At 70.0% G+C, this 25,036-nt stretch carries 22 protein-coding genes and 1 riboswitch; of the genes, 14 read left to right on the top strand and 8 right to left on the bottom strand.

Annotated elements, in window-relative coordinates; all coding sequences use genetic code 11:
- The first annotated feature begins 20 nt into the window (after positions 1-20).
- Positions 21-989, top strand: a complete 969-nt coding sequence (locus tag OG896_RS12155; protein WP_329364949.1) for a diacylglycerol/lipid kinase family protein — start codon at positions 21-23, stop codon at positions 987-989.
- A 324-nt stretch (positions 990-1,313) separates the two neighbouring features.
- On the top strand, positions 1,314-1,571 hold the full coding sequence (locus OG896_RS12160; protein ID WP_037913060.1) for a WhiB family transcriptional regulator: 258 nt from the start codon (positions 1,314-1,316) through the stop codon (positions 1,569-1,571).
- A gap of 160 nt (positions 1,572-1,731) precedes the next feature.
- On the opposite strand, the gene OG896_RS12165 is transcribed toward OG896_RS12160, so the two are convergent.
- Together OG896_RS12165 and OG896_RS12170 are read right to left on the bottom strand one after the other, a co-directional pair.
- Entirely contained in the window at positions 1,732-3,183 is a 1,452-nt protein-coding gene (locus OG896_RS12165; protein ID WP_329373922.1) for a sensor histidine kinase, read from the bottom strand.
- A gap of 346 nt (positions 3,184-3,529) precedes the next feature.
- Positions 3,530-4,123 (bottom strand): TetR/AcrR family transcriptional regulator, encoded by a 594-nt coding sequence (locus OG896_RS12170; protein ID WP_329364952.1) that lies wholly within the window; start codon positions 4,121-4,123, stop codon positions 3,530-3,532.
- 154 nt (positions 4,124-4,277) lie between these two features.
- On the opposite strand from OG896_RS12170, the gene OG896_RS12175 reads away from it, so the two are divergent.
- Complete coding sequence (locus OG896_RS12175; RefSeq protein ID WP_329364954.1) at positions 4,278-5,060, top strand: SDR family oxidoreductase; 783 nt, start codon at positions 4,278-4,280, stop codon at positions 5,058-5,060.
- 67 nt (positions 5,061-5,127) lie between these two features.
- On the opposite strand, the gene OG896_RS12180 is transcribed toward OG896_RS12175, so the two are convergent.
- Complete coding sequence (locus tag OG896_RS12180) at positions 5,128-6,204, bottom strand: SIS domain-containing protein (protein ID WP_329364956.1); 1,077 nt, start codon at positions 6,202-6,204, stop codon at positions 5,128-5,130.
- Positions 6,205-6,339: 135 nt separating this feature from the next.
- Here OG896_RS12180 and nagB point away from each other — a divergent pair, with 135 nt between their 5' ends.
- Positions 6,340-7,125 (top strand): glucosamine-6-phosphate deaminase, encoded by a 786-nt coding sequence (nagB, locus tag OG896_RS12185; RefSeq protein WP_329364958.1) that lies wholly within the window; start codon positions 6,340-6,342, stop codon positions 7,123-7,125.
- Positions 7,126-7,251: 126 nt separating this feature from the next.
- On the opposite strand, the gene OG896_RS12190 is transcribed toward nagB, so the two are convergent.
- The 4 genes from OG896_RS12190 to OG896_RS12205 form a co-directional block, all read right to left on the bottom strand.
- Positions 7,252-8,790 carry a glycoside hydrolase family 3 protein gene (locus tag OG896_RS12190; RefSeq protein WP_329364960.1) on the bottom strand — a complete coding sequence of 513 codons (1,539 nt, stop codon included), beginning with the start codon at positions 8,788-8,790 and terminating at the stop codon, positions 7,252-7,254.
- Positions 8,787-9,614, bottom strand: a complete 828-nt coding sequence (locus OG896_RS12195) for a carbohydrate ABC transporter permease (RefSeq protein WP_329364962.1) — start codon at positions 9,612-9,614, stop codon at positions 8,787-8,789. The genes OG896_RS12190 and OG896_RS12195 overlap by 4 nt, the downstream gene beginning before the upstream one ends.
- On the bottom strand, positions 9,611-10,630 hold the full coding sequence (locus OG896_RS12200; protein WP_329364964.1) for a carbohydrate ABC transporter permease: 1,020 nt from the start codon (positions 10,628-10,630) through the stop codon (positions 9,611-9,613). Before OG896_RS12200 ends, OG896_RS12195 begins: the two co-directional genes overlap by 4 nt.
- 96 nt (positions 10,631-10,726) lie before the next feature.
- A complete protein-coding gene (locus OG896_RS12205) occupies positions 10,727-12,022 on the bottom strand; it encodes an extracellular solute-binding protein (protein ID WP_329364967.1) in 1,296 nt (431 codons plus the stop codon).
- A gap of 316 nt (positions 12,023-12,338) precedes the next feature.
- Between OG896_RS12205 and OG896_RS12210 the strand changes: the two genes are divergently transcribed.
- The 3 genes from OG896_RS12210 to mctP all read left to right on the top strand — a co-directional run bounded on the left by OG896_RS12210 (position 12,339) and on the right by mctP (position 15,200).
- Positions 12,339-13,109 (top strand): GntR family transcriptional regulator, encoded by a 771-nt coding sequence (locus OG896_RS12210; protein ID WP_329364969.1) that lies wholly within the window; start codon positions 12,339-12,341, stop codon positions 13,107-13,109.
- A 259-nt stretch (positions 13,110-13,368) separates the two neighbouring features.
- On the top strand, positions 13,369-13,563 hold the full coding sequence (locus OG896_RS12215) for a DUF3311 domain-containing protein (RefSeq protein WP_329373924.1): 195 nt from the start codon (positions 13,369-13,371) through the stop codon (positions 13,561-13,563).
- Positions 13,560-15,200, top strand: a complete 1,641-nt coding sequence (gene mctP / locus OG896_RS12220; RefSeq protein ID WP_329364971.1) for a monocarboxylate uptake permease MctP — start codon at positions 13,560-13,562, stop codon at positions 15,198-15,200. The genes OG896_RS12215 and mctP overlap by 4 nt, the downstream gene beginning before the upstream one ends.
- Positions 15,201-15,321: 121 nt before the next feature.
- On the opposite strand, the gene OG896_RS12225 is transcribed toward mctP, so the two are convergent.
- Complete coding sequence (locus OG896_RS12225) at positions 15,322-16,287, bottom strand: helix-turn-helix domain-containing protein (RefSeq protein WP_329373926.1); 966 nt, start codon at positions 16,285-16,287, stop codon at positions 15,322-15,324.
- Positions 16,288-16,376: 89 nt separating this feature from the next.
- On the opposite strand from OG896_RS12225, the gene OG896_RS12230 reads away from it, so the two are divergent.
- The 7 genes from OG896_RS12230 to OG896_RS12260 all read left to right on the top strand — a co-directional run bounded on the left by OG896_RS12230 (position 16,377) and on the right by OG896_RS12260 (position 24,859).
- A complete protein-coding gene (locus OG896_RS12230) occupies positions 16,377-16,514 on the top strand; it encodes a hypothetical protein (protein ID WP_328469078.1) in 138 nt (45 codons plus the stop codon).
- Positions 16,515-16,700: 186 nt separating this feature from the next.
- A riboswitch (cobalamin riboswitch) is annotated at positions 16,701-16,763 on the top strand.
- Between the two features lie 189 nt (positions 16,764-16,952).
- Positions 16,953-19,559, top strand: a complete 2,607-nt coding sequence (locus OG896_RS12235) for a ribonucleoside-diphosphate reductase subunit alpha (RefSeq protein WP_443057010.1) — start codon at positions 16,953-16,955, stop codon at positions 19,557-19,559.
- Entirely contained in the window at positions 19,559-20,635 is a 1,077-nt protein-coding gene (locus tag OG896_RS12240) for a ribonucleotide-diphosphate reductase subunit beta (protein ID WP_443057245.1), read from the top strand. Before OG896_RS12235 ends, OG896_RS12240 begins: the two co-directional genes overlap by 1 nt.
- A gap of 212 nt (positions 20,636-20,847) precedes the next feature.
- Positions 20,848-22,968, top strand: coding sequence for a hypothetical protein (locus OG896_RS12245; protein WP_329364977.1), 2,121 nt, complete (start codon positions 20,848-20,850; stop codon positions 22,966-22,968).
- Positions 22,968-23,693, top strand: coding sequence for a hypothetical protein (locus OG896_RS12250; protein WP_329364978.1), 726 nt, complete (start codon positions 22,968-22,970; stop codon positions 23,691-23,693). Before OG896_RS12245 ends, OG896_RS12250 begins: the two co-directional genes overlap by 1 nt.
- Positions 23,694-23,716: 23 nt before the next feature.
- Positions 23,717-24,028 (top strand): hypothetical protein, encoded by a 312-nt coding sequence (locus tag OG896_RS12255; protein ID WP_329364980.1) that lies wholly within the window; start codon positions 23,717-23,719, stop codon positions 24,026-24,028.
- Positions 24,029-24,205: 177 nt separating this feature from the next.
- Positions 24,206-24,859 carry a hypothetical protein gene (locus OG896_RS12260; RefSeq protein ID WP_329364982.1) on the top strand — a complete coding sequence of 218 codons (654 nt, stop codon included), beginning with the start codon at positions 24,206-24,208 and terminating at the stop codon, positions 24,857-24,859.
- Positions 24,860-25,036 lie beyond the last annotated feature (177 nt).

A 25,036-nucleotide genomic window follows, 5' to 3' on the forward strand; every position in this document is an offset into this window, starting at 1 on the left:
CCGTAGGTACGCTGTCGAGCATGCGTGCTCTTCTCGTGGTCAACCCCGCCGCCACCACCACCAGCGCGCGGGTCCGCGACGTGATCAGTACCGCGCTGTCCAGCGATCTGAAGCTGGAGGTGGCCACCACCGAGTACCGCGGGCACGCGCGGGACCTGGGCCGGAGAGCCGCGGAGGGGGGCGAGGTCGAGCTCGTGGTGGCCCTCGGCGGCGACGGCACCGTCAACGAGGTGGTCAACGGCCTGCTCCACCACGGCCCCGACCCGGAGACCCTGCCGCAGCTCGCGGTGGTCCCCGGCGGCTCGACCAACGTCTTCGCCCGCGCCCTGGGCCTGCCCAACGACGCGGTGGAGGCCACCGGCGCCCTGCTGGACGCGCTGCGCGCGGGCTCCTCCCGGACCGTGGGCCTGGGCCTGGTGAGCGGCACCCGGGGCAGCGAGGACGAGGGCGTACCGCCGCGCTGGTTCACCTTCTGCGCGGGCCTGGGCTTCGACGCGGGCGTGGTCGGACGGGTCGAGCAGCAGCGGGAGTTGGGCAAACGCTCCACGCACGCGCTGTACCTGCGGCAGGTGGCCCGCCAGTTCATGGCCGACCCGCACCGCCGGCACGGCACGATCACGCTGGAGCAGCCCGACCAGGAGCCGATCGACGAGCTGTCCACCGCCATAATCTGCAACACCGCCCCGTGGACGTACCTCGGCAACAAACCGGTGTACGCCTCCCCCGGGGCGTCCTTCGACACCGCGCTCGACCTGCTGGGCGTCACCAAGATGTCCACGGTCGCGGGTGCCCGTTACGCGGCGCAATTGCTCCGTTCCACCCCGGAGCGCGGGCCCCGGGGCAAGTACGCGGTGGCGCTGCACGATCTGACGGACTTCACCTTGCATTCGCAGGCGCCGCTGCCCTTCCAGGTCGACGGTGACCACCTGGGACTGCGTACGAACGCAACCTTCACAGGCGTACGCCGTGCACTGCGTGTGATTGTGTAAGTCGAAGAGCCTAAAGTCCTTTTACTCGAACGTTTAGGCTGCCCCGCACCCCATGGAAGTACGGCTGTGACCGAGGCGACACCGAGGAATCCAAAAAAACTTCCCTGAAGGGGTTGTATCTCCAGCCGAGGTTTGCGAGTCTCTTACTGGCGATCGGGACGGCCGACAAACGGCCCCCATGAGAGCCCGAATCTCCTACCTCACACCAAGCGGGACCGCACCAGCCAGCGAAGGCTGGGTGGCGTCCCGTTCCCTGTGGGGGGATTCGTGAAAGCGTTCACATTCACAAGCAACCTGTTTGTCACACAAGGAGTTGGAGCAGCCATGGACTGGCGTCACCGCGCCGTTTGCCGCGAGGAAGACCCCGAGCTCTTCTTCCCCATCGGCAACACCGGTCCTGCGCTGCTGCAGATCGAGGAAGCCAAGGCCGTCTGCCGCCGCTGCCCTGTCATGGACCAGTGCCTTCAGTGGGCGCTGGAGAGCGGTCAGGACGCCGGTGTCTGGGGTGGCCTCAGCGAGGATGAGCGTCGTGCGATGAAGCGCCGCGCCGCCCGCAACCGGGCCCGTAACGCCAGCGCCTGAGAGACCGGACGACCCAGAAGCCTTAGCCCCGAGCCGCAGCGCGCAGCACCTGCCAATACGCGCAGCACGCAGTATCGCGAGAAGCCCCGTACCGGATGGGTACGGGGCTTCCGCGTGTTGTCCTGCCGGCCGTGCGGCGGGCCGGCGGCGTTCTCAACCGTCAGGCGTCCAACGGCAGTTCGAGGGTCACTCGGGTGCCGGGGCCGGCCGGGGCCGGGAGCATGTCGAAGGTGCCGCCCAACTCGCCCACCACCAGGGTGCGGACGATCTGGAGGCCGAGGTTGCCCGCCCGCTGGGCGTCGAACTCCGGGGGCAGGCCGCGCCCGTCGTCCTGGACGGTGACGGTGATGCGGTCGCGGCCGCGGGTCGCGGTGACCTCCACGGTGCCCGACTCCCCCGGCCCGAAGCCGTGTTCGAGGGCGTTCTGGACGAGTTCGGTCAGCACCATGGACAGCGGGGTGGCGGTCTCCGCGGTGAGGATGCCGAACTTGCCGCCGCGCCGGGTGGTGACCCGTCCGGGTGAGATCTCCGCCACCATCGCCAGCACCCGGTCGGCGATCTCGTCGAACTCCACCTTCTCGTCGAGGTTCTGCGACAGCGTCTCGTGCACGATCGCGATCGACCCGACCCGCCGCACCGCCTCGTCCAGCGCCTCACGGGCCCGCTCGGAGTCCATCCGGCGGGCCTGCAGCCGCAGGAGCGCGGCGACCGTCTGGAGGTTGTTCTTCACCCGGTGGTGGATCTCCCGGATGGTGGCGTCCTTGGTGATCAGCTCCCGCTCGCGGCGGCGCAGTTCGGTGACGTCGCGCAGCAGCACCAGCGAACCGGTGTGCACGCCCTTGGGTTTGAGCGGGATCGAGCGCAACTGGATCACCCCGTCGCCCGCCTCGACCTCGAACTCCCGGGGCGCCCAGCCGCTGGCGAGCTTCACCAGCGCCTCCTCCACAGGACCGCGGTCCGGGGCGAGTTCGGCGGTGGCCCGGCCCAGGTGGTGGCCGACCAGGTCGGCGGCCAGGCCGAGCCGGTGGTAGGCGGACAGCGCGTTCGGGCTGGCGTACTGCACGAGGCCGTCGGCGTCCAGCCGGATCAGCCCGTCGCCGGCCCGCGGCGAGGCGTCCATGTCCACCTGCTCGGCCGGGAACGGGAAGGACCCCGCGGCGATCATCTGCGCCAGGTCGGAAGCGCTCTGCAGATAGGTCAGCTCCAGCCGGCTCGGGGTGCGCACGGTCAGCAGGTTGGTGTTGCGGGCGATCACCCCCAGCACCCGGCCGTCGCGCCGGACCGGGATCGACTCCACCCGCACCGGCACCTCCTCCCGCCACTCCGGGTCGCCCTCGCGGACGATCCGCCCCTCGTCCAGCGCCGCGTCCAGCAGCGGGCGCCGGCCGCGGGGCACCAGGTGGCCGACCATGTCGTCCTGGTAGGAGGTGGGGCCGGTGTTGGGGCGCATCTGGGCGACCGAGACGTACCGGGTGCCGTCCCGGGTGGGAACCCACAGCACCAGGTCGGCGAAGGACAGGTCGGAGAGCAACTGCCACTCCGAGACGAGCAGATGCAGCCATTCGAGATCGGATGAGTCGAGGCCGGTGTGCTCGCGGACGAGGTCGTTCATGGAGGGCACGCCTGTGAGCGTACCTCCCTGCGAAAGCTGTGAGGTTCGGCGCGTTTCACGGCGCGTCCGACCGGGAATTCACGGACGGAATCGGTGGCACACCCATGGACAAGGCCGACTGGTCTAGTCCACAATACCGATAAGTAGACCTCCGCCCTCCCCGCACAGGAGGACGGATCGAGGCCACGGCGTTCTCTGCCCTGACTACGCCTGACGCCTCACTGGTCGGCCCTATCGGGTCGGAAGGGCACCGCACACCCGTCCGACCACGGTGCCGACGGCAGCTCCGGGCTGCGGTGCTGGAGAGGTTGAGGGTCCTCTCCCGGCACCGCGGCCCGAAGTGTTCTCACGGCCAGGCGCGCAGGGCCAACTCGGCTATGGCGGACAGCTCTTCACGGGTGGCGCCGTCACGGGACTGCTGGGACATGCCCTGGATGACGGCGCCGACGTAGCGTGCGAGGGCGTTGGCGTCGGTGTCCGGGGGAAGCTCGCCGGCGTCGACGGAGGCCGCGATCCGGACCCGGATCGCCTCGACGTTGGCCTCGCGGCGGGCCCGGAGCGCGTCGCGCACCTCCGGGGTCGTGCAGTTCGCGGCCGCGCTGATCATGAGGCAGCCGCGCGGATGGGCCTCGTCCGCGTACTCGACCGCCGCCTCCCGCAGCAGGCGGGCCACGGCGGCAGCGGCGGTCGGCTCCTCCGCGAGCGCGCGTTCGCCGAAGGCTCCGTAGCGGGCGGCGTAGACGTCCACGACCTCAGCGAAGAGGGCCCGCTTGTCGCCGAACGCGGCGTAGAGGCTGGGCGCGCCGATCCCCATCACGCGGGTCAGGTCCGCGACGGACGTGGCCTCGTAGCCGTGCTCCCAGAAGGCGCGCACCGCCTGGTCGAGGGCGGCCTCTCGGTCGAAGGCGCGGGGGCGGCCGCGGGGCCGGGTGGAAACCATGCCCCACATTCTATAGCGACCGCTAGACAATGTGGTACGGTCCCGTCGCAGGTCATTCTGTAGCGATCGATAGAGAAATCGGGTGCGGGCAATGACGAACACGGGTACGGCGGCGGTCACGGGCGCAGGCACAGGCACGGGTACGGGTACGGCCGTGCGCTCCGGCACAGCCACGGCGGCGGGCCCCGGACCGCTCACCGGCAGGACCGCCCTGGTCACCGGCGGCAGCCGCGGCATCGGCCGGGGCATAGCCCTGCGGCTGGCCCGCGACGGCGCCAGGGTGGGCGTGCACTACGGCACGAACAAGGCCGCCGCCGACGCCACGGTCGCCGCGATCCAGGCGGCTGGCGGCGCCGCCTTCCCGCTCGGCGCGGACCTGGCCGACCCCGACGCCCCGGAAGCGCTGTGGGCGGCCTTCGACCGGGCCGCGGACGGGCTGGACATCCTCGTCAACAACGCCGGCATCGGCGTGGCGAGCCCCTTCGCCCGCATCGACCGGGCCGAGTTCGACCGGGTCTTCGCGGTCAACACCCGCGCGCCCTTCTTCCTCACCCGCGGCGCGCTGTCCCGGCTGCGCGACGGCGGCCGCGTCGTCAACGTCTCCACCGGTCTGACCCACAACGCGGTGATGCCCGAACTGATGGCCTACACCATGTCCAAGGCCGCGCTCGACGTCTTCACCCGCGACCTGTCCAAGGAGCTCGGGCCGCGCGGCATCACCGTCAACGCGATCGCGCCCGGGATCATCGACACCGACAACACCGCGCCGGTCATCCGTACCTCCGACGCCGCCTGGGAACAGGCCGCCGGCTACTCCGTCTTCAAGCGGGTCGGCGCCCCCGAGGACGTCGCCGACGCCGTCGCGTTCCTCGCCTCCGACGCCGCCCGCTGGATCACCGGGCACTGGCTCGACGCGACCGGCGGCTCCCTGCTCTGACCGGCGGAACGCGCCTGCGCCGGGCGCGCGTCCACCCCCAGGCGCACGTCCACCGGGGGCCGCCCCGCTACCGGGTCTCGGTCACCTTCGCCAACGCCCGTGGCGCGTCCGGGTCCTGGCCGCGCGCGACCGCCACCTCGTAGGCGAGCCGCTGCAACGGGACGATCTCCAGCACGGGTTGGAGCGCTTCCGGCAGCCTCCCGGTGGGCAGCCCGAAGCCGCCCGTGGCCGCCTTGACCTGGACCCGGGGGCCGATCACCACGAGGTCCGCGCCCCGCCCGCGCAGCCGGTCCAGCACGGGCTGCAGCGCCTCGCCGCCCCGGCCCTCGGTGACGATCGCGATGACCGGGGAGATGTTGTCGACCATCGCCAGCGGCCCGTGCAGCAGGTCGGCGCCGGAGTAGGCGAGCGCGGGGATGTAGCTGGTCTCCATCAGCTTCAGCGCGGCCTCCTTCGCGGTCGGGTAGCCGTATCCGCGCGAGGTGATCACCATCCGCTCGGCGAAGCGGTACCGCCCGGCCAGCGCGCGCACCTCGGCGGAGCGGTCCAGCACCTCCTGCACGAGGTCGGGCAGCACGGCGGCGGCCGCCCCGTCGTCGTCGCGCAGGCCCATGACGAAGAGGTAGAGCACCAGGAGTTCCGCGGTGTACGTCTTCGTCGCGGGCAGCGCCTTCTCCGGCCCGGCCAGCATGTCGAGGTGGAACTCCGCGACCTCCGCCAGCGGCGAGTCCGGGTTGTTGGTGACCGCGAGGGTGATCGCGCCGGCCCGGCGGGCGGCCCGCGTGGTGGCGACCAGGTCGGGCGAGCCGCCGGACTGGCTGACGCTGACCAGCAGCACGTCCTCCAGGTGCGGGGTGGCCCCGTACGCGGTGACGGTGGACATCGAGGTCAACCCGCAGGGCAGGCCCAGTTCCACCTCGATCAGGTACTTCGCGTACAGCGCCGCGTGGTCGGAGGTGCCGCGGGCGCTGAGCAGCACGAACCGGGGCCGCCGGGCCGCGATCCGGTGGGCGGTCCGGCGCACCTGGGGCGCGGCCTCGGCCAGGACCCGGCGCAGCACCTCCGGCTGCTCGGCGATCTCACCGAACATGATCCAGCCCGGCTCACCCGCGCGCGGGGCCGGGGACGACGCAGAAGCCGACATCCCCACCGCCTCCATCCCACCCGTCCGACCTCCACCAGTCGAACACAGGACGCCCCCCGCCGCACCACCGGAGTGGCCCAATCTGATAGATTGGTCTATACCACATGTATCCTTCTTGAGAACGGCAGGCCCAGCGTGGAAGTTGTCATCGTGCCGGACGCCGCCGCGGGCGGCGAACTCATCGCGGAGGCCATGGCCGCCCTGCTGCGCCGCAAGCCCGACGCACTGCTCGGCGTGGCGACCGGTTCCACCCCGCTGCCGGTCTACCAGGCGCTCGCCGCCAAGGTGCGCTCCGGCGCCGTGGACGCCTCCAGGGCCCGGGTCTGCCAGCTCGACGAGTACGTGGGCCTGCCGGCCGGCCACCCGGAGTCGTACCGCTCGGTGGTGCTGCGGGAGGTGGTGGACCCGCTCGGCCTGTCCTCGAAGTCGTTCATGGGTCCCGACGGCGCCGCCACCGACGTACGGGCGGCCTGCGCGGCGTACGACGAGGCGCTCGCGGCGGCCGGCGGGGTCGACCTCCAGCTGCTCGGCATCGGCACCGACGGGCACATAGGGTTCAACGAGCCCTGCTCCTCGCTCGCCTCCCGCACCCGGATCAAGACCCTCACCGAGCAGACCCGGGTGGACAACGCCCGCTTCTTCGACGGCGACATCGCGCAGGTGCCGCAGCATGTGATCACCCAGGGCATCGGCACCATCCTGGAGGCGCGGCACCTGGTGCTGCTGGCCACCGGTGAGGGCAAGGCCGAGGCCGTCGCGCAGACCGTGGAGGGCCCGGTCGCCGCCGTGGTGCCCGCCTCCGCGCTGCAGTTGCACCCGCACGCGACGGTGGTGGTCGACGAGGCCGCCGCGTCCAAGCTGAAGCTGGCGCCGTACTTCCGCGCCACCTTCGCCGCGAAGCCGGACTGGCAGGGGCTGTAACCGGCGGCACCCCGCGCCCGGCCCGGCCGCCGCGGGCCGTCCGTGACGACCGGACGCCGCGGGCTCCTTCCCGGAGCCCGCGGCGTCTGCCGTATCCGGCGCCTTCCCGGCCGCCGCCTGCCCGCGCTACGCCTCGCGGCCGACGATCGCCTCCGCCGCGGCCTCGCCGCAGACCCGGGCGGCGCCGTGCGTGGCGATGTGCAGCGAGCCGACCGGCGGGGCCTGGGGCACGCCCATCTCCACCACGATCGTGTCCGGGCGGGCGGCCAGCAGCCCGTCCAGCGCCCGCGCCATCCACGCGTGCCGGTGCGCGTCGCGGACCACGGCCACCACCCTGCGGTCGCCGGCCGCGGCGAGCAGTTCGGTGACGTCGTCGGTGCGGTAGGTGCCGGTGCGGGTGCCGGGCAGCAGCCGCTCCAGTTCCGCGGCGACTCCCCACGGGGTCACGTCGCCTACCGCGATGTTCGCCATCGGGGTGAACGCCGCCACGTAGGGCGGGTTGTCCAGCGGGGTGAAGCCCTCGGCGCGGGTGATCCGCAAGGCCCGGCGGGCCGCCTCCAGGCCGATGTCGGAGTCGGGTGCGCTCCCCTCCGCCGCACCCGACCGCTGTGCGACCGCCCAGGCGGCCAATTCCCTCACCCGGCGCGCCGCGTCGGCCAGCCGCTCGGCCGGCAGCGAGCCGTCCCGTACCGCCGCCACGATCGCGTCGCGCAGGTCCAGCGCGGTCTGCTCGTCGCACAGCCCGCCGCCCACGCAGATCGCGTCGCACCCCGCGGCCAGCGCCATCACGGTGCCGCGCTCGATCCCGTACGTGGCCGCTATCGCCTGCATCTCGATGCCGTCGGTGACCACCAGCCCGTCGTAGCCGAGGCCGCCCTCCTCGCGGGGGGCGCGCAGCAGGCCGCCCAGGACGGCCGGGCTGAGCGTGCCGGGCAGGTCCGGGTCGAGCGCGGGCACCAGGATGTGCGCGCTCATCACGACCTTGGCGCCGGCCGCGATCGCCGCCCGGAAGGGCACCAGTTCGCGGGCCCGCAGGGTGTCGAGGTCCACGTCGATCCGCGGCATCGCGTGGTGCGAGTCCACCGCGGTGTCGCCGTGGCCGGGGAAGTGCTTGACCGACGCGGCGACGCCCGCGGACTGCAGGCCCTCCACGTAGGCCGCGGTGTTGCGGGCCACCAGTTCGGGGTCGGCGCCGAAGGAGCGCACCCCGATCACCGGGTTGCCCGGGTCGGAGTTGACGTCGGCGGACGGCGCCCAGTTGAAGTTCACGCCGCAGGCGGCCAGCCGGCGGCCGAGTTCGGCGGCGACCGCGCGGGTCAGCTTCAGGTCGTCGACCGCGCCGAGCGCGAGGTTGCCGGGGAACGACGAACCGCCGCGCGCCTCCAGCCGGGTGACGTCGCCGCCCTCCTCGTCGGCGGCGACCAGCACGTCGGGGCGTACCTCCCGCAACTGCGCGGTGAGCGCGGCCACCTGCTCCGGTGACTCGACATTGCGGGCGAACAGGCCGACCGAGCCGAGCCCTTCGCCGAGCAGCCGCAGCACCCACGCGGGCGCGGTGGTGCCGGCGAAGCCGGGCTGGAGGACGGCGAGCGCGTCCGCGGTGACGGTGTCCGGGTGCGGGCCGGTGGCGCCGCCGAGGTCGTCGGTGTGGGCGATGGGGCTCATCCCTTCACCGCCCCGGCTGTCAGACCGGCGACGGCCCTGCGCTGGAGGAACAGGAAGACGATCACCACGGGGATGGTGAACAGGCTGGACGCGGCCATGGTAGCGCCCCAGTCGTCACCGAAGTTGGTCTGGAACTGGGTGATCCACAGCGGCAGGGTCTGGCCGCTCTCCTTGTTGAGGATGAGCACCAGGGGGAACTCGTTCCACGCCGTGATGAAGCCGAACAGCGAGGTGGACATCAACCCCGGCGCCAGCAGCGGCAGCACCACCCGGACGAACGCCTGGAACCGGGTGCAGCCGTCCATCAGTGCCGACTCCTCCAGTTCCTTGGGCACCGCGGCGATGAACCCGCGCAGCGTCCAGATGGAGAACGGCAGCACCATCATCATGTAGAAGAAGGTCAGCGGGACCAGGCTGTTGAGCATGTCCTGGTCGCGGACGATCAGGTAGACGGAGATCGTCATGACCTCCCACGGCGCCATCTGGGCCATCATCACGATGAGGATGAACGCCTTGCGGCCGCGGAAGCGCATCCGCGCCACCGCGAACGCCGCCGCGGTCGCCACCACCAGCGACAGCAGCACCGAACCGATGGTGACGGTGAGGCTGTTGCGCACCAGGGTCCAGAAGCCCGCCGCGTGCACGGCCTTGTCGAAGTGCGACATGGTGCCGTGGACGGGCACGAAGACCGGGGTGGTGGAGATGATGTCGAGGTCCGGCTTGAAGGCCGTCGTCAGCATCCAGTAGACGGGGAAGACGAAGAAGACGAAGAGGATGACCGCGACGACGTTGGGCCACAGCCGTCCGAACGTGGAGCGCCTCACAGCTCGTCCTCCTGCTTCAACATGATCCGGAAGTAGTAGGACATCAGCACCAGCAGGATGAGGATGGTCAGTACGGAGATCGCCGCGCCGGTCCCGTAGTGCTGGCCGCTGACGCCCTGGACGTAGGCGTAGACCGGCAGCGTCTCGGTCAGGCCCTCGGGGCCGCCGGAGTTGAGGGCGTAGACCTGGGTGAACGCCTTGAACACCCAGATGACCTCGAGGAACGCGGTGCTCAGGAAGAACGGCTTGAGCATCGGGAAGAGCACCGAGCTGAAGGAGCGCCAGGCGCCCGCGCCGTCCATCCGGGCCGCCTCGAAGATCTCCCCGGAGATGGTGGTCAGGCCCGCGTAGAGGTTGAGCGCGACGAACGGGAGCGACTGCCAGACGATCATCAGGGTGATGACCGCGAAGGTGGACAGCTGGTGGCCGAACCAGTTGTAGCCCTGCATCGAGTGCCAGCCGAGCTTGTTCAGGGACCAGTTGACCACGCCGTAGCGGGTGTCGAAGAGCCACTGGTAGACGGTGGTGCCGGCCACGATCGGCATCGCCCAGGCGAGCACCATCCCGATCGACAGCAGCAGCCGCATCCGCTTGCCGAGCCGGTACAGCAGCAGTCCGATCAGGGTGCCGCCGACCATGATCAGCGCGACGTTGGCGAGGGTGAAGAAGACCGACCGCTCGGTGGTGTGCCAGAAGTCGGCGCTGGTCAGCTGGGCCTTGTAGTTGCCGAACCCGGTCCACTGGGTGGTGTGCTGGATCAGCTGGAAGGCGTTGAGGGTCTGGAACGAGATGATCACGTTCCGCACCAGCGGGTAGCCCAGCAGCAGCACGGTGGCCGCCAGCGCGGGCAGGATCAGCAGGTACGGCGCCGAGCGGCCGACGACCGCGCCCCCGACGGACCGCGTCTTGGGACGACCGGCCGGCGGCTGTCCCGCGGTGCGCGCGCCGGAGGGCCCGGGTATGGCCGCTCCCTCGTCGGGGCCCCGTACTTGCGTCCCTTTGTACTGCGCGGCCATGCTTCCCTCTTCCTCGTACCGTCCGCTGCAAGGCGCTGTGCCGGGCCCGGGCGCCCGCCGCTCAGGACGGCGGGCGCCGGGACCCGGACCGGGTGACTACTGCTGGCTGAGCCGCTTGTCGATCTCGGTGTCCGCCTTCTTGGCGGCCGCGCTCGGGGACTGGCCCTGGAGCACGCCGGTCATGAAGAGGGTGGTGATCGGGTTGGGCGCGTTCTCGACGTTGCCCCACGCCGGGATCAGCGGGGTGGTGCCGCCGTTGGCCGCGGCGGCCGCGGAGACGGTGCCGAACTCGTTGCCGGTCAGGTTGGAGTCGAGGCTCGCCTTGTTCGGGACGACGCCGCCCTCCTTGGCCAGCTCGCCCTCGAACTGGTCGGACATCGCCATCTTCAGGAAGTCCTGGGCCAGCTCGGGGTTCTTGCTCGCCTGGGAGATCGCCAGGTTGGAGCCGCCGACGAAGACGCTGGCGGTCTTGTCCGCCGTCTTGCCCGGGAAGGCGAAGAAGCCGACCTGGTCCTTCAGCGCCGGGTTCTTGGTGATGGCGCCGGCCGCCTCCCAGCCCAGGCCGAGGAACGCGCCGACGTCGCCCTTGGCGAACACGTCGGACTGCTGCGGGGTGGCCTCGTCCTTGTCCTTCGGCGCGGTGCCGTAGGAGTTCACCTTCTTGTACAGGTTGATCGCCGCGGCGGCCTGGGGGGTGTCCAGGTTGCCGGTGTACTTGTCGCCGTCCTTCTTGACCAGGTCGGCGCCGGCGTCCAGCAGGAAGCCGTCGAAGCCGTACCAGTCCTGGCCGGGCAGGTAGAAGGCGTCCTTGGTGCCCTTGGCCTTGATCTTGTCCAGGTCGGAGAAGAGCTCGTCCTGGGTCTTCGGCGGCGTGGTGATGCCGGCCCCGGACCAGATCTTCTTGTTGTAGACGACGACCCGGCTGGCGAAGTACCACGGGGCGGCGAACTGCTTGCCGTTGTAGACCGCGGAGCCGTTCAGCGCCGGCACCCAGTCGCTGCCGCCGATGTCGGCCTTGACGCTGGTGAGGTCCTTGAGGCCGCCGGTCGCCGCGTAGTACGGGGTCTGGGTGTTGCCGACCTCGATGACGTCCGGCGGGGTGCTCTCCGACAGCGCGGTGGTGAGCTTCTGCTGGATGCCGTCCCACTGCTGGACGGTGATCTTCAGCTTCGCACCGGGGTACTGCTTCTCGAACGCGGCGGTGATGTCCTTGGTCCACCCGGGCGGGTTGGAGCCGCTCATCAGCCACACGTTGAGCGTCTTGCCCTTGAAATCGGCCGGCCCGGCCGAACTCCCCTTGCCCGAATCGGACTTGTCGCTGCTGCCACCACAGGCCGCGACTCCGGTCAGCACTGCCGCGACACCGATCGCAGCGATGAGCTTGCGCCTCATGCCACCCTCCTCAAGGATGCCCGAAACTCCCCCCACCGCCCGAAATGTCGGCTGCCGCACGCGCATTGCAGCCGCGTCCTGCTCGTGGGTCTGGGATTGGTCGTTAATGGTTTAGACCAGTACCCGGAGCTTGGCCTAGACCTTTAGGGGTGTCAAGGGTGTATAAGAACACCCGTCGGACCTGTTATCGGACCGACACCTGAAGGGCATCAGCCACCCACCGCCTCCCTCCGGCAGGGGAGCCCGTGCCACCATGTGACCGCGATCAACGGAGGAGCCGGTGACGGCAGTACGACGGCAGTCGGGAGTACACGGCATGGACAGCGACACGGGCAGCAGCGCGGAGCCCACGGGGAACGGCACCGCCGGCCGCACCGCCCGCGTGCCGAAGTACTACCGGCTCAAGCGCCATCTCCTGGACATCACCCAGACCATGCCGCCCGGCACCCCGGTGCCCCCGGAGCGCACCCTGGCCACCGAGTTCGACACCTCCCGCACCACCGTGCGGCAGGCGCTGCAGGAGCTGGTGGTCGAGGGCCGGCTGGAGCGCATCCAGGGCAAGGGCACCTTCGTGGCGAAGCCGAAGGTCTCCCAGGCGCTGCAACTCACCTCCTACACCGAGGACATGCGCGCGCAGGGCCTGGAGCCCACCTCACAGCTGCTGGACATCGGCTACATCACCGCCGACGACCGGCTGGCCGGGCTGCTGGACATGAAGGCCGGCGGCCGGGTGCTGCGGATCGAGCGGCTGCGGCTGGCCAACAGCGAGCCGATGGCGATCGAGACCACCCACCTGTCCGCGAAGCGCTTCCCCGCGCTGCGCCGCAGCCTGGCGAAGTACACCTCGCTCTACACCGCGCTCGCCGAGGTCTACGACGTGCGGCTGGCCGAGGCCGAGGAGACCATCGAGACCTCGCTGGCCACCCCGCGCGAGGCCGGGCTGCTGAGCACCGACGTCGGGCTGCCGATGCTGATGCTCTCCCGGCACTCCGTGGACACCACGGGGGAACCGGTGGAGTGGGTGCGGTCGGTCTACCGCGGCGACCGGTACAAGTTCGTCGCGCGGCTCAACCGCCCGACGGACTGAGCCCCACCGATCCGAATGCTGTCGTACGAAGGCCCGCCGGACCCGCCGGCGGGCCGCTTCGGCGTTCCCTCGTACGGCTGATATCCGCACAGGTAGTGACGCCTGTCACTCCCCTCCCCTAGATTCCTGCGCACCACATTGATCGCTCTAGGGGACGGGAGCACCAGCTGTGCCGACCGCGCCGACACAAGTACCCCAGCCGCGCCGACCGGCGGACGGACCACGACCGGCGGTCACGCCCGCGCGGGTCGTCGCCGGAATCTGCCTGCTCATTCCGCTCGTCAGCACGCTCTGGGTCAGCTCCTATTCACGGCTGACCCCCACCTTCATCGGCATCCCGTTCTTCTACTGGTACCAGCTCGCCTGGGTGCCGGTCTCGGCGGTGCTCACCTACTCCGCCTACGTGCTGGTCCGGCGTGACGCACGCAGCCGCAAGGGAGGTGCGGCCAAGTGAAGAACCACGTCGACGGGGTCGCGCTCGGCATCCTCATCTTCTTCTTCGTCGCCGTCACGGCGATGGGCTTCATGGCCGCGCGCTGGCGGCGCGCGGACAACGCGCTGCACCTGGACGAATGGGGGCTGGGCGGCCGAAGTTTCGGCACCTGGGTGACCTGGTTCCTGCTCGGCGGCGACCTGTACACCGCGTACACCTTCATCGCCGTGCCGGCCGCGATCTACGGCGCCGGAGCGTCGGGCTTCTTCGCGGTGCCCTACACGATCATCGCCTACCCGCTGGTCTTCCTCTTCCTGCCGCGGCTGTGGTCGGTCTCGCGCAAGCACGGCTATGTGACCTCCTCGGACTTCATCCGCGGCCGGTTCGGCTCCAAGAGCCTGTCGGTGGCCGTCGCGCTCACCGGCATCGTGGCCACCATGCCGTACATCGCGCTCCAACTCGTCGGCATCCAGGCGGTGCTGGACGTGGTCGGGGTCGGCGGCAGCGACTCGACCAACTGGTTCGTCAAGGACCTGCCGCTGCTGATCGCCTTCGGCGTGCTCGCTGCGTACACCTACTCCTCCGGGCTGCGGGCACCCGCGCTGATCGCGTTCGTCAAGGACGCGCTGATCTACATCGTGATCGCGGTGGCGATCATCTACATCCCGTACAAGCTCGGCGGGTTCGGCGACATCTTCCACAAGGCGGGCGCCGCGTACGCGGTGAAGAACCCCGCCACCGGCAAGCCGCACGGCTCGCTGACCGTCGCGCCGCAGGCCCAATGGGCCTACGCCACGCTCGCGTTGGGCTCCGCGATGGCGCTGTTCCTCTACCCGCACTCGGTGACCGCGGTGCTCTCCGGCAAGAGCCGCACCGTCATCCAGCGCAACACCGCGATCCTGCCGCTGTACTCGCTGATGCTCGGGCTGCTGGCGATGCTCGGCTTCATGGCGGTCGCCGACGGCGTCGGCAAGAACGTCAAGGGCTACAACGCCCAACTCGCCATCCCCCAGCTCTTCGAGAACGTCTTCCCGAGCTGGTTCGCCGGGGTCGCCTTCGCCGCGATCGCGATCGGCGCGCTGGTACCCGCCGCGATCATGTCCATCGCCGCCGCGAACCTCTTCACCCGCAACATCTACAAGGACCTGATCCGCCCGAACGCCACGCCCGCGGAGGAGACCCGCGTCTCCAAGCTCGCCTCGCTGGTGGTGAAGGTCGGCGCGCTCGTCTTCGTGCTGTCGATGGACAAGACCGTGGCGATCAACTTCCAGCTGCTGGGCGGGATCTGGATTCTGCAGACGGTGCCCGCGATCGTCGGCGGGCTCTTCACCCGCTGGTTCCACCGCTGGGCGCTGCTGGCCGGCTGGGCCGCGGGCATGGCCTACGGCACCTGGAAGGCGTACGACCAGTCCAGCCCGAGCCAGTCGCACTTCGGCGGGAACTCCGACACGATTCCGTGGATCGGCAAGATCGGGTACATCGGGCTCACCGCGTTCGTGCTCAACGTGGTCATCGCGGTGGTGCTCACGCTGGTGTTGCGGGCGGTGAAGGCACCCGCGGGCACCGATGAGACGGTCCTGTCGGACTACACCGCCGAACCGGGCGAGCCCGGCGCTCCGGGGGTGCCCCTGACCCCCGAGCCCGCCCCGTCCGCGTAGTCGCGGTCCCCTTGTGCGGCTCCTTCCGCGGAAGGAGCCGCACATACACAGGGGCGCGGGGAACTCCCCCGGAGGGGGCACCCCCAGCGACCAGCCACCCACCGGCGGACGGTCCGGCGACCTACGCCAAGGGGCTCGGTGTGCGGAAGGTGCGCCGGTACGCCTGCGGCGTCGTCCCGGTCCACCGGACGAAGTGGTGCCGCATGGTGGCCGCGTTGCCGAACCCCGCCCGGACCGCGACGGAGTCGACGGTCGCGTCGGTCCCCTCCAGCAACTCCCGTGCGAGCAGGACACGTTGCCCCAGCAACCAGCGGTACGGCGTGGTCCCGGTCTCCTGCTGGAAGCGCCTCGCGAAGGTCCGCGGTGACATGTGGGCGCGCAGCGCCAGTTCCTCGACGGTCACCTCGCGGTCGAGGTGCCGCTCCATCCAGGAGAGCACCCCGGTGACGGTGTCGCTCTGCGCCCGGGGCAGCGGCCGGTCCACGTACTGCGCCTGGCCGCCCTCGCGGTGCGGGGGGACCACCATGCGCCGGGCGATACCGTTCGCCACCGCGCTGCCCTGCTCCTTGCGGACGAGGTGCAGGCACGCGTCGATGCCCGCCGCCGTGCCGGCCGAGGTGACCACGCCGGCGTCGTCGACGTAGAGCATGTCGGCCTCGACCTCGGCCTTCGGGTGGCGCCGCGCGAGCCGTTCCGCGTGCCGCCAGTGAGCCGCGCACCGCCGCCCGTCGAGCAGCCCGGCCGCGCCGAGCACGAACACCCCCGAGCACACGCTCAGTACGGTCGCGCCGCGCTCGACCGCGCGGTTCAACGCGTCGAGCATCGGCTGCGGGAAGGTGCGGATGTTGTACGAGTCGCCGGCCGGCACCGCGATCAGGTCGGCCTCGTCCAGCCGGTCCAGGCCCTCCGCCACCACCAGTTCGAACCCGGCGTGCGTCCCCACCCGCGGCCCCTCCGCCGAGACCACCGAGAAGTCGTAGACCGGCAGACCCTCTTCGCTGCGGTCCAGCCCGAAGACCTCGCAGACCACGCCGAGTTCAAAGGGGTGAACCCCGTCCAGGACCACGGTCGCCACGTTGCGCAACATGTCGTCCAGCCTGCCACGTGGCAGCATGTTGCGGTAGTACGGCAGTGCTGCCACTGTTCGACCGTAAGCGGCGCGAGCACGATTGACCCATGACCGTACTCCTGGACATCGCCGCTCTCCTCGGCCTTCTGCTGGCCCTCACCTTCGTCCCCGTCCTCGGTCTGCGCCACGAGGCGAAGATCACTCGCGAACTGCGGGAGGCGGACCGCAAGCGCGCCGAACTCTGAGACCCCTCCCGCGCCCGCCCGACCGGGGCCCGCCCAGGCCCTTCCGCGGCCCCGCCAGACGGCGGGGCCGCGGCCGCATGCGGCCCGACAACGCGCTCGGGCCACCATGAGATTGACAGCGCGACACAACATGTGGGGGTGCCTGCGGTGGGCGCCACTACATGTATGCTCAACCCCGTTGCCGCAGGGGAAGCCGGTGAAAATCCGGCGCTGCCCCGCAACGGTGAACGGTCGCGCGCCCAGCGCCCCGTACAGCCCGATCGCCTGCCGGCCGACACGCTCCCGCGTGCCTTGTGCGCGGGGGTGCCTCCCGAGCCGCCGGGCTCAAGGGGAGGAATCCGTCCGGGCCTCGTGGACTGGGTCGACGGGCGCACGGCGGCGTGCCGGAAAACGGCCCCGCCATGCCTCTCGTCGCTCTCCGCGCGGCCGCCGCCGCGTATGAGGGAGAGCACCACCGTGACCACCGCGCCCACCGCCCCCGCGCCCACCGCCGCCACCTCCTCGGCGGCCCCCGCCACCGCTCCCCCCGGCCGGCCGCGGGTGCCGGAGCCCGCGGACGGTGCCGGCGCCGAACTCCTTCGCATGCTCGTCGAACTGACCGCCGACCTGCCCGACGCCGACCCGGGCCGGGTCACCGCCGCCGCCCTGCGCGGCCGCAGCACCGGCGCCGACCGCGCCGAACTGCGCACCCTCGCCATCGACGCCGCCGCCGGTCTGATCTCCGACGACCCGGTGTACTCCCGGCTCGCCGCCCGCCTGCTGAGCGCGGCGATCACCGAGGAGGCGGCCGGCCAGGGCGCGGTCTCCTTCACCACCTCCATCGCGGTCGGCCACCGCGAGGGCCTGGTCGGCGACCGCACCGCCGCCTTCGTCGCCGCCCACGCGGCCCGGCTGGACGCGCTGGTCGACCAGGCGCTCGCCGACCGCGCCGACGACCGCTTCGGCTACTTCGGCCTGCGCACCCTGCACAGCCGCTACCTGCTGCGGCACCCGATCACCCGCCAGGTGATCGAGACCCCGCAGCACTTCATGCTGCGGGTCGCCGCGGGCCTCGCCGAGGACGACGGCGTCACCGCGCCCGGCGGCCCGGCCACGGCAGGCGGCGGGCCCGAGGTGGGCGGCGGCCGCGCGCTGGAGGAAGTCGCCGACCTGTACCGGCTGATGAGCGCGCTGGACTACCTGCCCAGCTCCCCCACCCTCTTCAACTCCGGCACCCGCCACCCGCAGATGTCCTCCTGCTACCTGCTGGACTCCCCGCTCGACCAGCTGGACTCGATCTACGGCCGCTACCACGAGGTGGCCCGCCTCTCGAAGCACGCCGGCGGCATCGGCATCCCCTACTCCCGGGTGCGCGCCCGCGGTTCGCTGATCCGCGGCACCAACGGGCACTCCAACGGCATCGTGCCGTTCCTGAAGACCCTCGACGCCTCGGTGGCCGCGGTGAACCAGGGCGGCCGCCGCAAGGGAGCCGCCGCGGTCTACCTGGAGACCTGGCACGCCGACATCGAGGAGTTCCTCGAACTGCGGGACAACACCGGCGAGGACGCCCGCCGCACCCACAACCTCAACCTCGCGCACTGGGTCCCGGACGAGTTCATGCGCCGGGTCGACGCCGACGCGGACTGGTCGCTCTTCTCCCCCGTCGACGTCCCCGAGCTGGTCGACCTGTGGGGCGCCGACTTCGACGCCGCCTACCGCCGCGCCGAGGCGGCCGGCCTGGCCCGCCGTACCCTCCCGGCCCGCGAGCTGTACGGGCGGATGATGCGCACCCTCGCGCAGACCGGCAACGGCTGGATGACGTTCAAGGACGCCGCCAACCGCACCGCGAACCAGACCGCCCGCCCCGGCCGGACCGTGCACTCCTCGAACCTGTGCACGGAGATCCTGGAGGTCTCGGACGACTCCGAGACGGCCGTGTGCAACCTGGGTTCGGTGAACCTGGGCGCGTTCGTGATCGCACCGCGGGACGGTACGGCGGGCGGCGCGGACGGCATCGACGACGCGATCGACTGGGAGCGGCTGGACCGTACCGTGCACACCGCGGTCACCTTCCTGGACCGGGTGGTCGACATCAACTACTACCCGACCGAGCAGGCCGGGCGCTCCAACTCCCGCTGGCGGCCGGTGGGTCTGGGCATCATGGGGCTGCAGGACGTCTTCTTCCGGCTCCGGCTGCCCTTCGGCTCCGAGGCGGCCCGCGCGCTGTCCACGAAGATCTCCGAGCGGATCATGCTCGCCGCCTACGAGGCGTCCTGCGACCTCGCCGAGCGCAACGGCCCGCTGCCCGCGTGGGACCAGACCCGTACCTCCGACGGCGTGCTGCACCCCGACCACTTCGGCGCCGCCCCGCACTGGCCGGAGCGCTGGACCGCGCTGCGCGCCCGTGTCGCCACCACCGGCCTGCGCAACTCGCTGCTGCTCGCGATCGCCCCCACCGCGACGATCGCCTCCATCGCCGGCGTCTACGAGTGCATCGAGCCGCAGGTGTCCAACCTCTTCAAGCGCGAGACGCTCTCCGGCGAGTTCCTCCAGGTCAACTCCTACCTGGTGGCCGACCTCAAGCGGCTGGGCCTGTGGGACCCGCGGACCCGGGAGGCGCTGCGGGAGGCCAACGGCTCGGTCCAGGGCTTCGACTGGATTCCGGCGGAGGTGCGGGAGCTGTACCGCACCGCCTGGGAGCTGCCGCAGCGCGCGCTGATCGATCTGGCCGCGGACCGTACGCCGTACCTCGACCAGAGCCAGTCGCTGAACCTGTTCCTGGAGACGCCGACGATCGGGAAGCTCAGCTCGATGTACGCGTACGCGTGGAAGCGGGGGCTGAAGACCACGTACTACCTGCGGTCGCGGCCGGCCACCCGGATCGCCCGCGCGGCTTCTTCCGGGGGTTCCGGGGCTTCCGGGGCTTCCGGGGCCTCTTCCGCGGCTTCCGCTTCTTCCGCCGCGTCCGCGTCCGTACCCGCGCCCGCCGCCGTACCCGTGATCGCCGACGCCGACGCGATCGCCTGCTCCCTTGAGAACCCCGAGTCCTGCGAGGCATGCCAGTAATGACCACCGACACCACCGCGAACGGGACCACGAACGGGACCACGAGCGGGACCGTGGACGGGACCTCCCCCGCCGTGAAGAACCTGCTCGACCCGGGCTTCGAACTGACCCTGCGCCCGATGCGCTACCCCGACTTCTACGAGCGCTACCGCGACGCCATCAAGAACACCTGGACCGTCGAGGAGGTCGACCTCCACTCCGACGTCACCGACCTCGCCAAGCTCTCCCCGGCCGAACAGCACCTGATCGGACGGCTCGTGGCGTTCTTCGCCACCGGGGACTCCATCGTCTCCAACAACCTCGTGCTCACCCTCTACCGGCACATCAACTCCCCCGAGGCGCGGCTGTACCTGTCCCGCCAGCTCTTCGAGGAAGCCGTCCACGTCCAGTTCTATCTGACCCTGCTGGACACCTACCTGCCCGACCCCGACGACCGCGCCGCCGCGTTCGCCGCCGTCGAGAACATCCCGTCCATCCGTGAGAAGGCGCAGTTCTGCTTCCGCTGGATGGACTCCGTGGAGACCGTCGACCGCCTCGACGACCGCGACGACCGCCGCCGTTTCCTGCTCAACCTGATCTGCTTCGCGGCCTGCATCGAGGGCCTGTTCTTCTACGGCGCCTTCGCCTACGTCTACTGGTTCCGCTCCCGCGGCCTCCTGCACGGCCTGGCCACCGGCACCAACTGGGTGTTCCGTGACGAGACCATGCACATGTCCTTCGCGTTCGACGTCGTCGACACCGTACGCAAGGAGGAGCCCGAACTCTTCGACGCCCAACTGCGCGACCAGGTCACCGATATGATGCGTGAGGCGGTCGAGGCGGAACTCCTCTTCGCGCACGACCTGTGCGGTGACGGCCTGCCCGGCATGAACACCGCCTCCATGCGCGAGTACCTCCAGTGCGTCGCCGACCAGCGCCTGTCCCGCCTCGGCTTCCCCCCGGTCTACGGCTCGGAGAACCCCTTCTCCTTCATGGAGCTCCAGGGCGTCCAGGAACTCACCAACTTCTTCGAACGCCGTCCCTCCGCCTACCAGGTCGCCGTCGAGGGCACCGTCTCCCTGGACGAGGACTTCTGACCCCGCACCTGCCGTGACGGCCCCGCCCTGCTGGGCGGGGCCGTCGTCCTGGGCGGGGCCGTCCTGCTGGGCGGGGCCGTCCTCCTTTCTCCTCCCATCGCCCGTCCCATCGCCTCCCATCAGCCACCTTGGACACTCTCCGTACCCGTGTTCTAACCTCCTGCGTACGAGACCGAACAATGGCAACCAATGGCAACCCGGGGGGGCTCGCCATGTCACGGCGCGCAGACGACGGCAGCACGTTCAGCGGAATCGATCCGAAGCAACTGCACACGTTCATCACCACGATCAACAGCCACACCGGCCACGACGGCACCACGAGCGCCCAACCCGTGGTGCGCGACTGGATGAGCCGGGCCACCTACCTCGGACTGGACACCTCCACCCTCGCCGCGGTGACCAGGCACCTGTCGTGGGCGCAGGACCAACTCCCCATGCTGCGGCAGCGGCTCTTCCTGGCCCAGCAGACGGAGCAGCCGTATCCCGGCTCGAAGCACATGGTCGAAATCGACGACGGCATGGTGGACACCTCCTCGCCCGCTCAGGTGCGCCGCGACTCCGCGCAGGCCGTCAAGCTCGCCAAACTCGCCACATCCGACCCGAGCAAGCTCAGCAACGCACAGTTGGAGCAGCTCAACGACCTCCTGGCACTGCACGAGAACAACCCTGACTTCGCCGAGCGGTTCGCCACCGGACTCGGCCCGGCCGGCACCCTGCGGTTCTACGCGGCCGTCACCGACCCACGGCAGTTCACGACCAACCCGCGGAGCAACGTCGGCCTGTCAGCCGACCAGAAGGAGCGGGAAAAGCTCCTGGGCGGCCTGGAGAAGTCGATGGGCACCACCCTGGCCACCGCGACCCGCAACGACGACCCGGCCATGCGGCAGTGGAAGAAGACCATGATCTCCCTCGGCGGCACGGACGTCGGTGACGGACCGGACCAGCACGTCTACGGCTTCCAGGTGATGAGCGACCTGATGCGCAACGGCACCTACGACACGACGTTCCTCGACAGCTACGGGACGTCCTTGATCGCCTTCGAGAAGGCGAACACCAGCGATGTCACCGGCGGCCTGCAAAAGCAGGTCCTCGAGAAGGACGTCCTTCCCTGGGACCAGCCGGACATGATCTACGACCGGATGCACTACGGCGCCGCCAACGACGGCGGCACGGACCCCATGACGGGATTCATGGAAGCGCTCGGCCACAACCCCGCGGCCTCCACCACCTTCTTCGAGAACAGCAAGAACTTCGACTACCTCACCGAGACCCGCAACTGGCCCGGTGACTCCACCACCAGCCACTCCGCGAAGACCATCGCCGGCTACAAGTCCCTCGGCCACGCACTGGAGTCGGCGACCATGGGCTCCCCCTATGACGCCAACCCACCCCAACTCCACCGCACCAAGGACACCGCCAAGGTGATGACCGAGGTCGTCAACCGCTACGGCCAGCAGGCGACCGGCACGGACAAGGTCAAGACGCGTGACAGCGGCGCCGACCTCCTCGCCCGCCAGTCCGGCATCGGCCCGAGCCTCGGCCGCATCACGGCGGCGTACATCGACGACGTGGACTGGGGACTGGACGACGACAACGACCTTTCGGTCTACAGCGGAACGAGCAGCGGCAGGCCGCCGAAGGACCGGGCGCACTTCGACGGAGCCCACCTGGAGACATTCCTGGGGACTCTCGCCCACGACGACGACGCCTACACCTCGGTGACCAACGCTCAGCAGGCGTACACCACCTCGGTGCTGAACGCCCACCCTCCCGTCATCGACAAGAACGGCCAGGTGCAAAGCACCGACAGCCAGAACGCCATCCGCATAGGCGCCCAACTCCAAGGCATCATGGACCGCGGCTGGATCGACGAGTACAAGGCCAAGGGCGACAAGCAGGACGCCGACTTCAACGAGAGCGTCGACAAGCGCTCCGAGCGACAGCAGATGGTCGCGGGCCTCATCACCGGCGGCGTCTTCGCCTTCGCACCCGAACCCGAGTCCGGCATCGGCGCCACGATCGTCCCGCTCGTCACCGACGACGTCCACGACCAGATCGACGACCAGATCAGCAAGAACATCGGCGACTACTCGGACTCCCAGCACCGCAACCTGGCCGATGTGCGGCAGGGCAAGGCAGCCGGCGTCTACTACGCCGGCAGGCAGGGGTCCTGGGTTCCCGCCCAGCAACTCGTCGACGATGGCCACTCCAAGCACTGGAGCAACGATCAATTGACCCAATTGAACTCGGCACTGCGCCAGGCGCAGTTGATCGGCTACGACACAGGAAGCCTCGACCAGGAACAAGGCGGCAACCTGCCGGAGACCAGCTGATGGGACAGGAACCGATGATGATCGGAATTCACACATCCCGTCGCCACGGCGTCACTGCTGTGGCCGTACTCGTCGCGCTCGGCGCTTCGCTGATGGTCGGCTGCAGCTCGAAGAAGGCCGCGCCAGCCGCCTCAGCCCATCCTCCGTTCAGCATGCAGAGCGCCTGTGGTCACTCCTTCGATGCACAGGGGATCGCGGCGTTGCGGAAAATCACCGGGAAGAAGCAGTTGTACCCCGCGCTCGCCGCCGAGGAACGGACAGTCAAGCAAGTCGCGAGCGCGCTCCGCGCGGACCTTGACGACACCAGCGACCAGAAGCAACTCGATCTGTGTCTCCTCGGTGTGGTCGGAGGACTGGTGTCGTCGGGCCTGGAGATCACCTTTCAGTGGTGGCAACGAAACCCTCATGACAAATCCGCGGGCAGTGAACCCGACCAGACCGAATACGATCTCGCGTACGGCGCCTCGTCGTTCGACAACACGTCCTACTTGAGCTTCACGTGCCCTCTTCCAGGCGCGCTGGCATCGACAAGCCGCGCCTTCTACATCACGGCCGAAGCAGACACCATGGGCCTGGACGCCGTCGGCAGCGCCGAAAAGCGCGAGGCCGGCGTCCGCCTGCTGTACTCCCCCGCGGTGAAGGTCGCCGCCGCGCTGGGCTGCCAGGGCAGTGATCTCCCGCCCACGCTGGGCACCTTGAAACCCCTCCCGATGAAGAAGAAGTGACCGAGAGCGGACGGACGAACTCCATGAGCGACAAGGTCCCCAGCCCCATGTGGCAGGCCCTCAACACCCTCTACACGGTCGTGGAACGCGACCTCGACTCCGTGGCGAACGCCCTGCACACGGCCGACCAGCAGATGGCCGGCGGCAAGGGCGACGTGTGGGTCGGTGCCGCCGCCGTCACCTGGGCCACCGACCTGTCCGGCAACGCCCGTGGCACCAGCACGAAGACGCGGGCCTTCGCCGCATACGTCAAGAAGGAACGCGACGGCCACCCCAAGGAGGTCACCCAGGCCGAGGCCGACGCGGAACGGCGTCAACTCGCCCTGCCGGCCTGACCGTCGTGGACGCACTACGTGACGACAGCTAACGTAGGGCACCGAACGTTGCAGAATGTGGCCACCGTGAAGGGGGGCCGGCCCGGGGGGGCTCTGCACACACCAACTCCTCGGCGCGGCCATGCCCGTCACTCCCGTCACGTCTGCGCACACTGACCACGGGAGACTGGCAACACAATGGCACCCCGAACCAAGTTCAGCGCGGCTGCGGGCACCCTCACGGCAGCAGCCCTCCTCCTCACGGCGTGCGGCGGCGGCCACGACAAGAAGATCGCGTCGAGCCCGACCCCCAGTGATACGACTGCGTCGCAAACCACGGCCCCACCGACGACGCCCGCGGCGGACCCCAGCGCGCCGACGTTCGACTTCCCGAGCGATTTCAAGATCGTAGTGGCCCCGGACAAGACCGGTGACCCGACCAAAGACGCGGTGCTACGGGACCAGGGGTACGCGGTGCAAGCGATCTACCTCGCAATCACCAAGCTCGACAAAACGCTTCCGGTCTTCACGAAGTACGTCACCCAGGACGCCTCCGAGGGCTGGAGCGCTTCCATCGATGCGGGCAAGAAGGATGACCGCTCGATCACCGGCACGCTCCAGATCTACAACCGCAAGGTAACGGTGAGCAGTTCCACCGTTGCCGCGGTGAGTTTCTGCGAGGACCAGTCCGCCGCCTACGACAAGAATCTCAAAACCGGGAAGGCTGTGATGACCACTCCGAGCATCACCGACTTCGTCTTCCACACCTCGCGCATGCTCAAGGGAACGGATGGCATCTGGCACACCACGACATACAACAACCAGAAGGGGGCGACACAGTGCAAGCGCTGAGCAAGCGAGCGCTTCGGGCAGCAACCGTAGTGCTCTCCGCCGCCTGCGGAGTTGTGCTGCTCGGGGCGCCAAGTCAGGCAGGCACTGGGTGGTCGTCGGACCCACCTCCGAAGTCGGACGATCCGAAGCCGCCTTCGGCACCCACCACGATCCAGTCCAAGGTCAGCTACAAGAAGA

This window comes from Streptomyces sp. NBC_00669 (genome assembly GCF_036226785.1).
Taxonomy (GTDB): Bacteria; Actinomycetota; Actinomycetes; order Streptomycetales; family Streptomycetaceae; genus Actinacidiphila.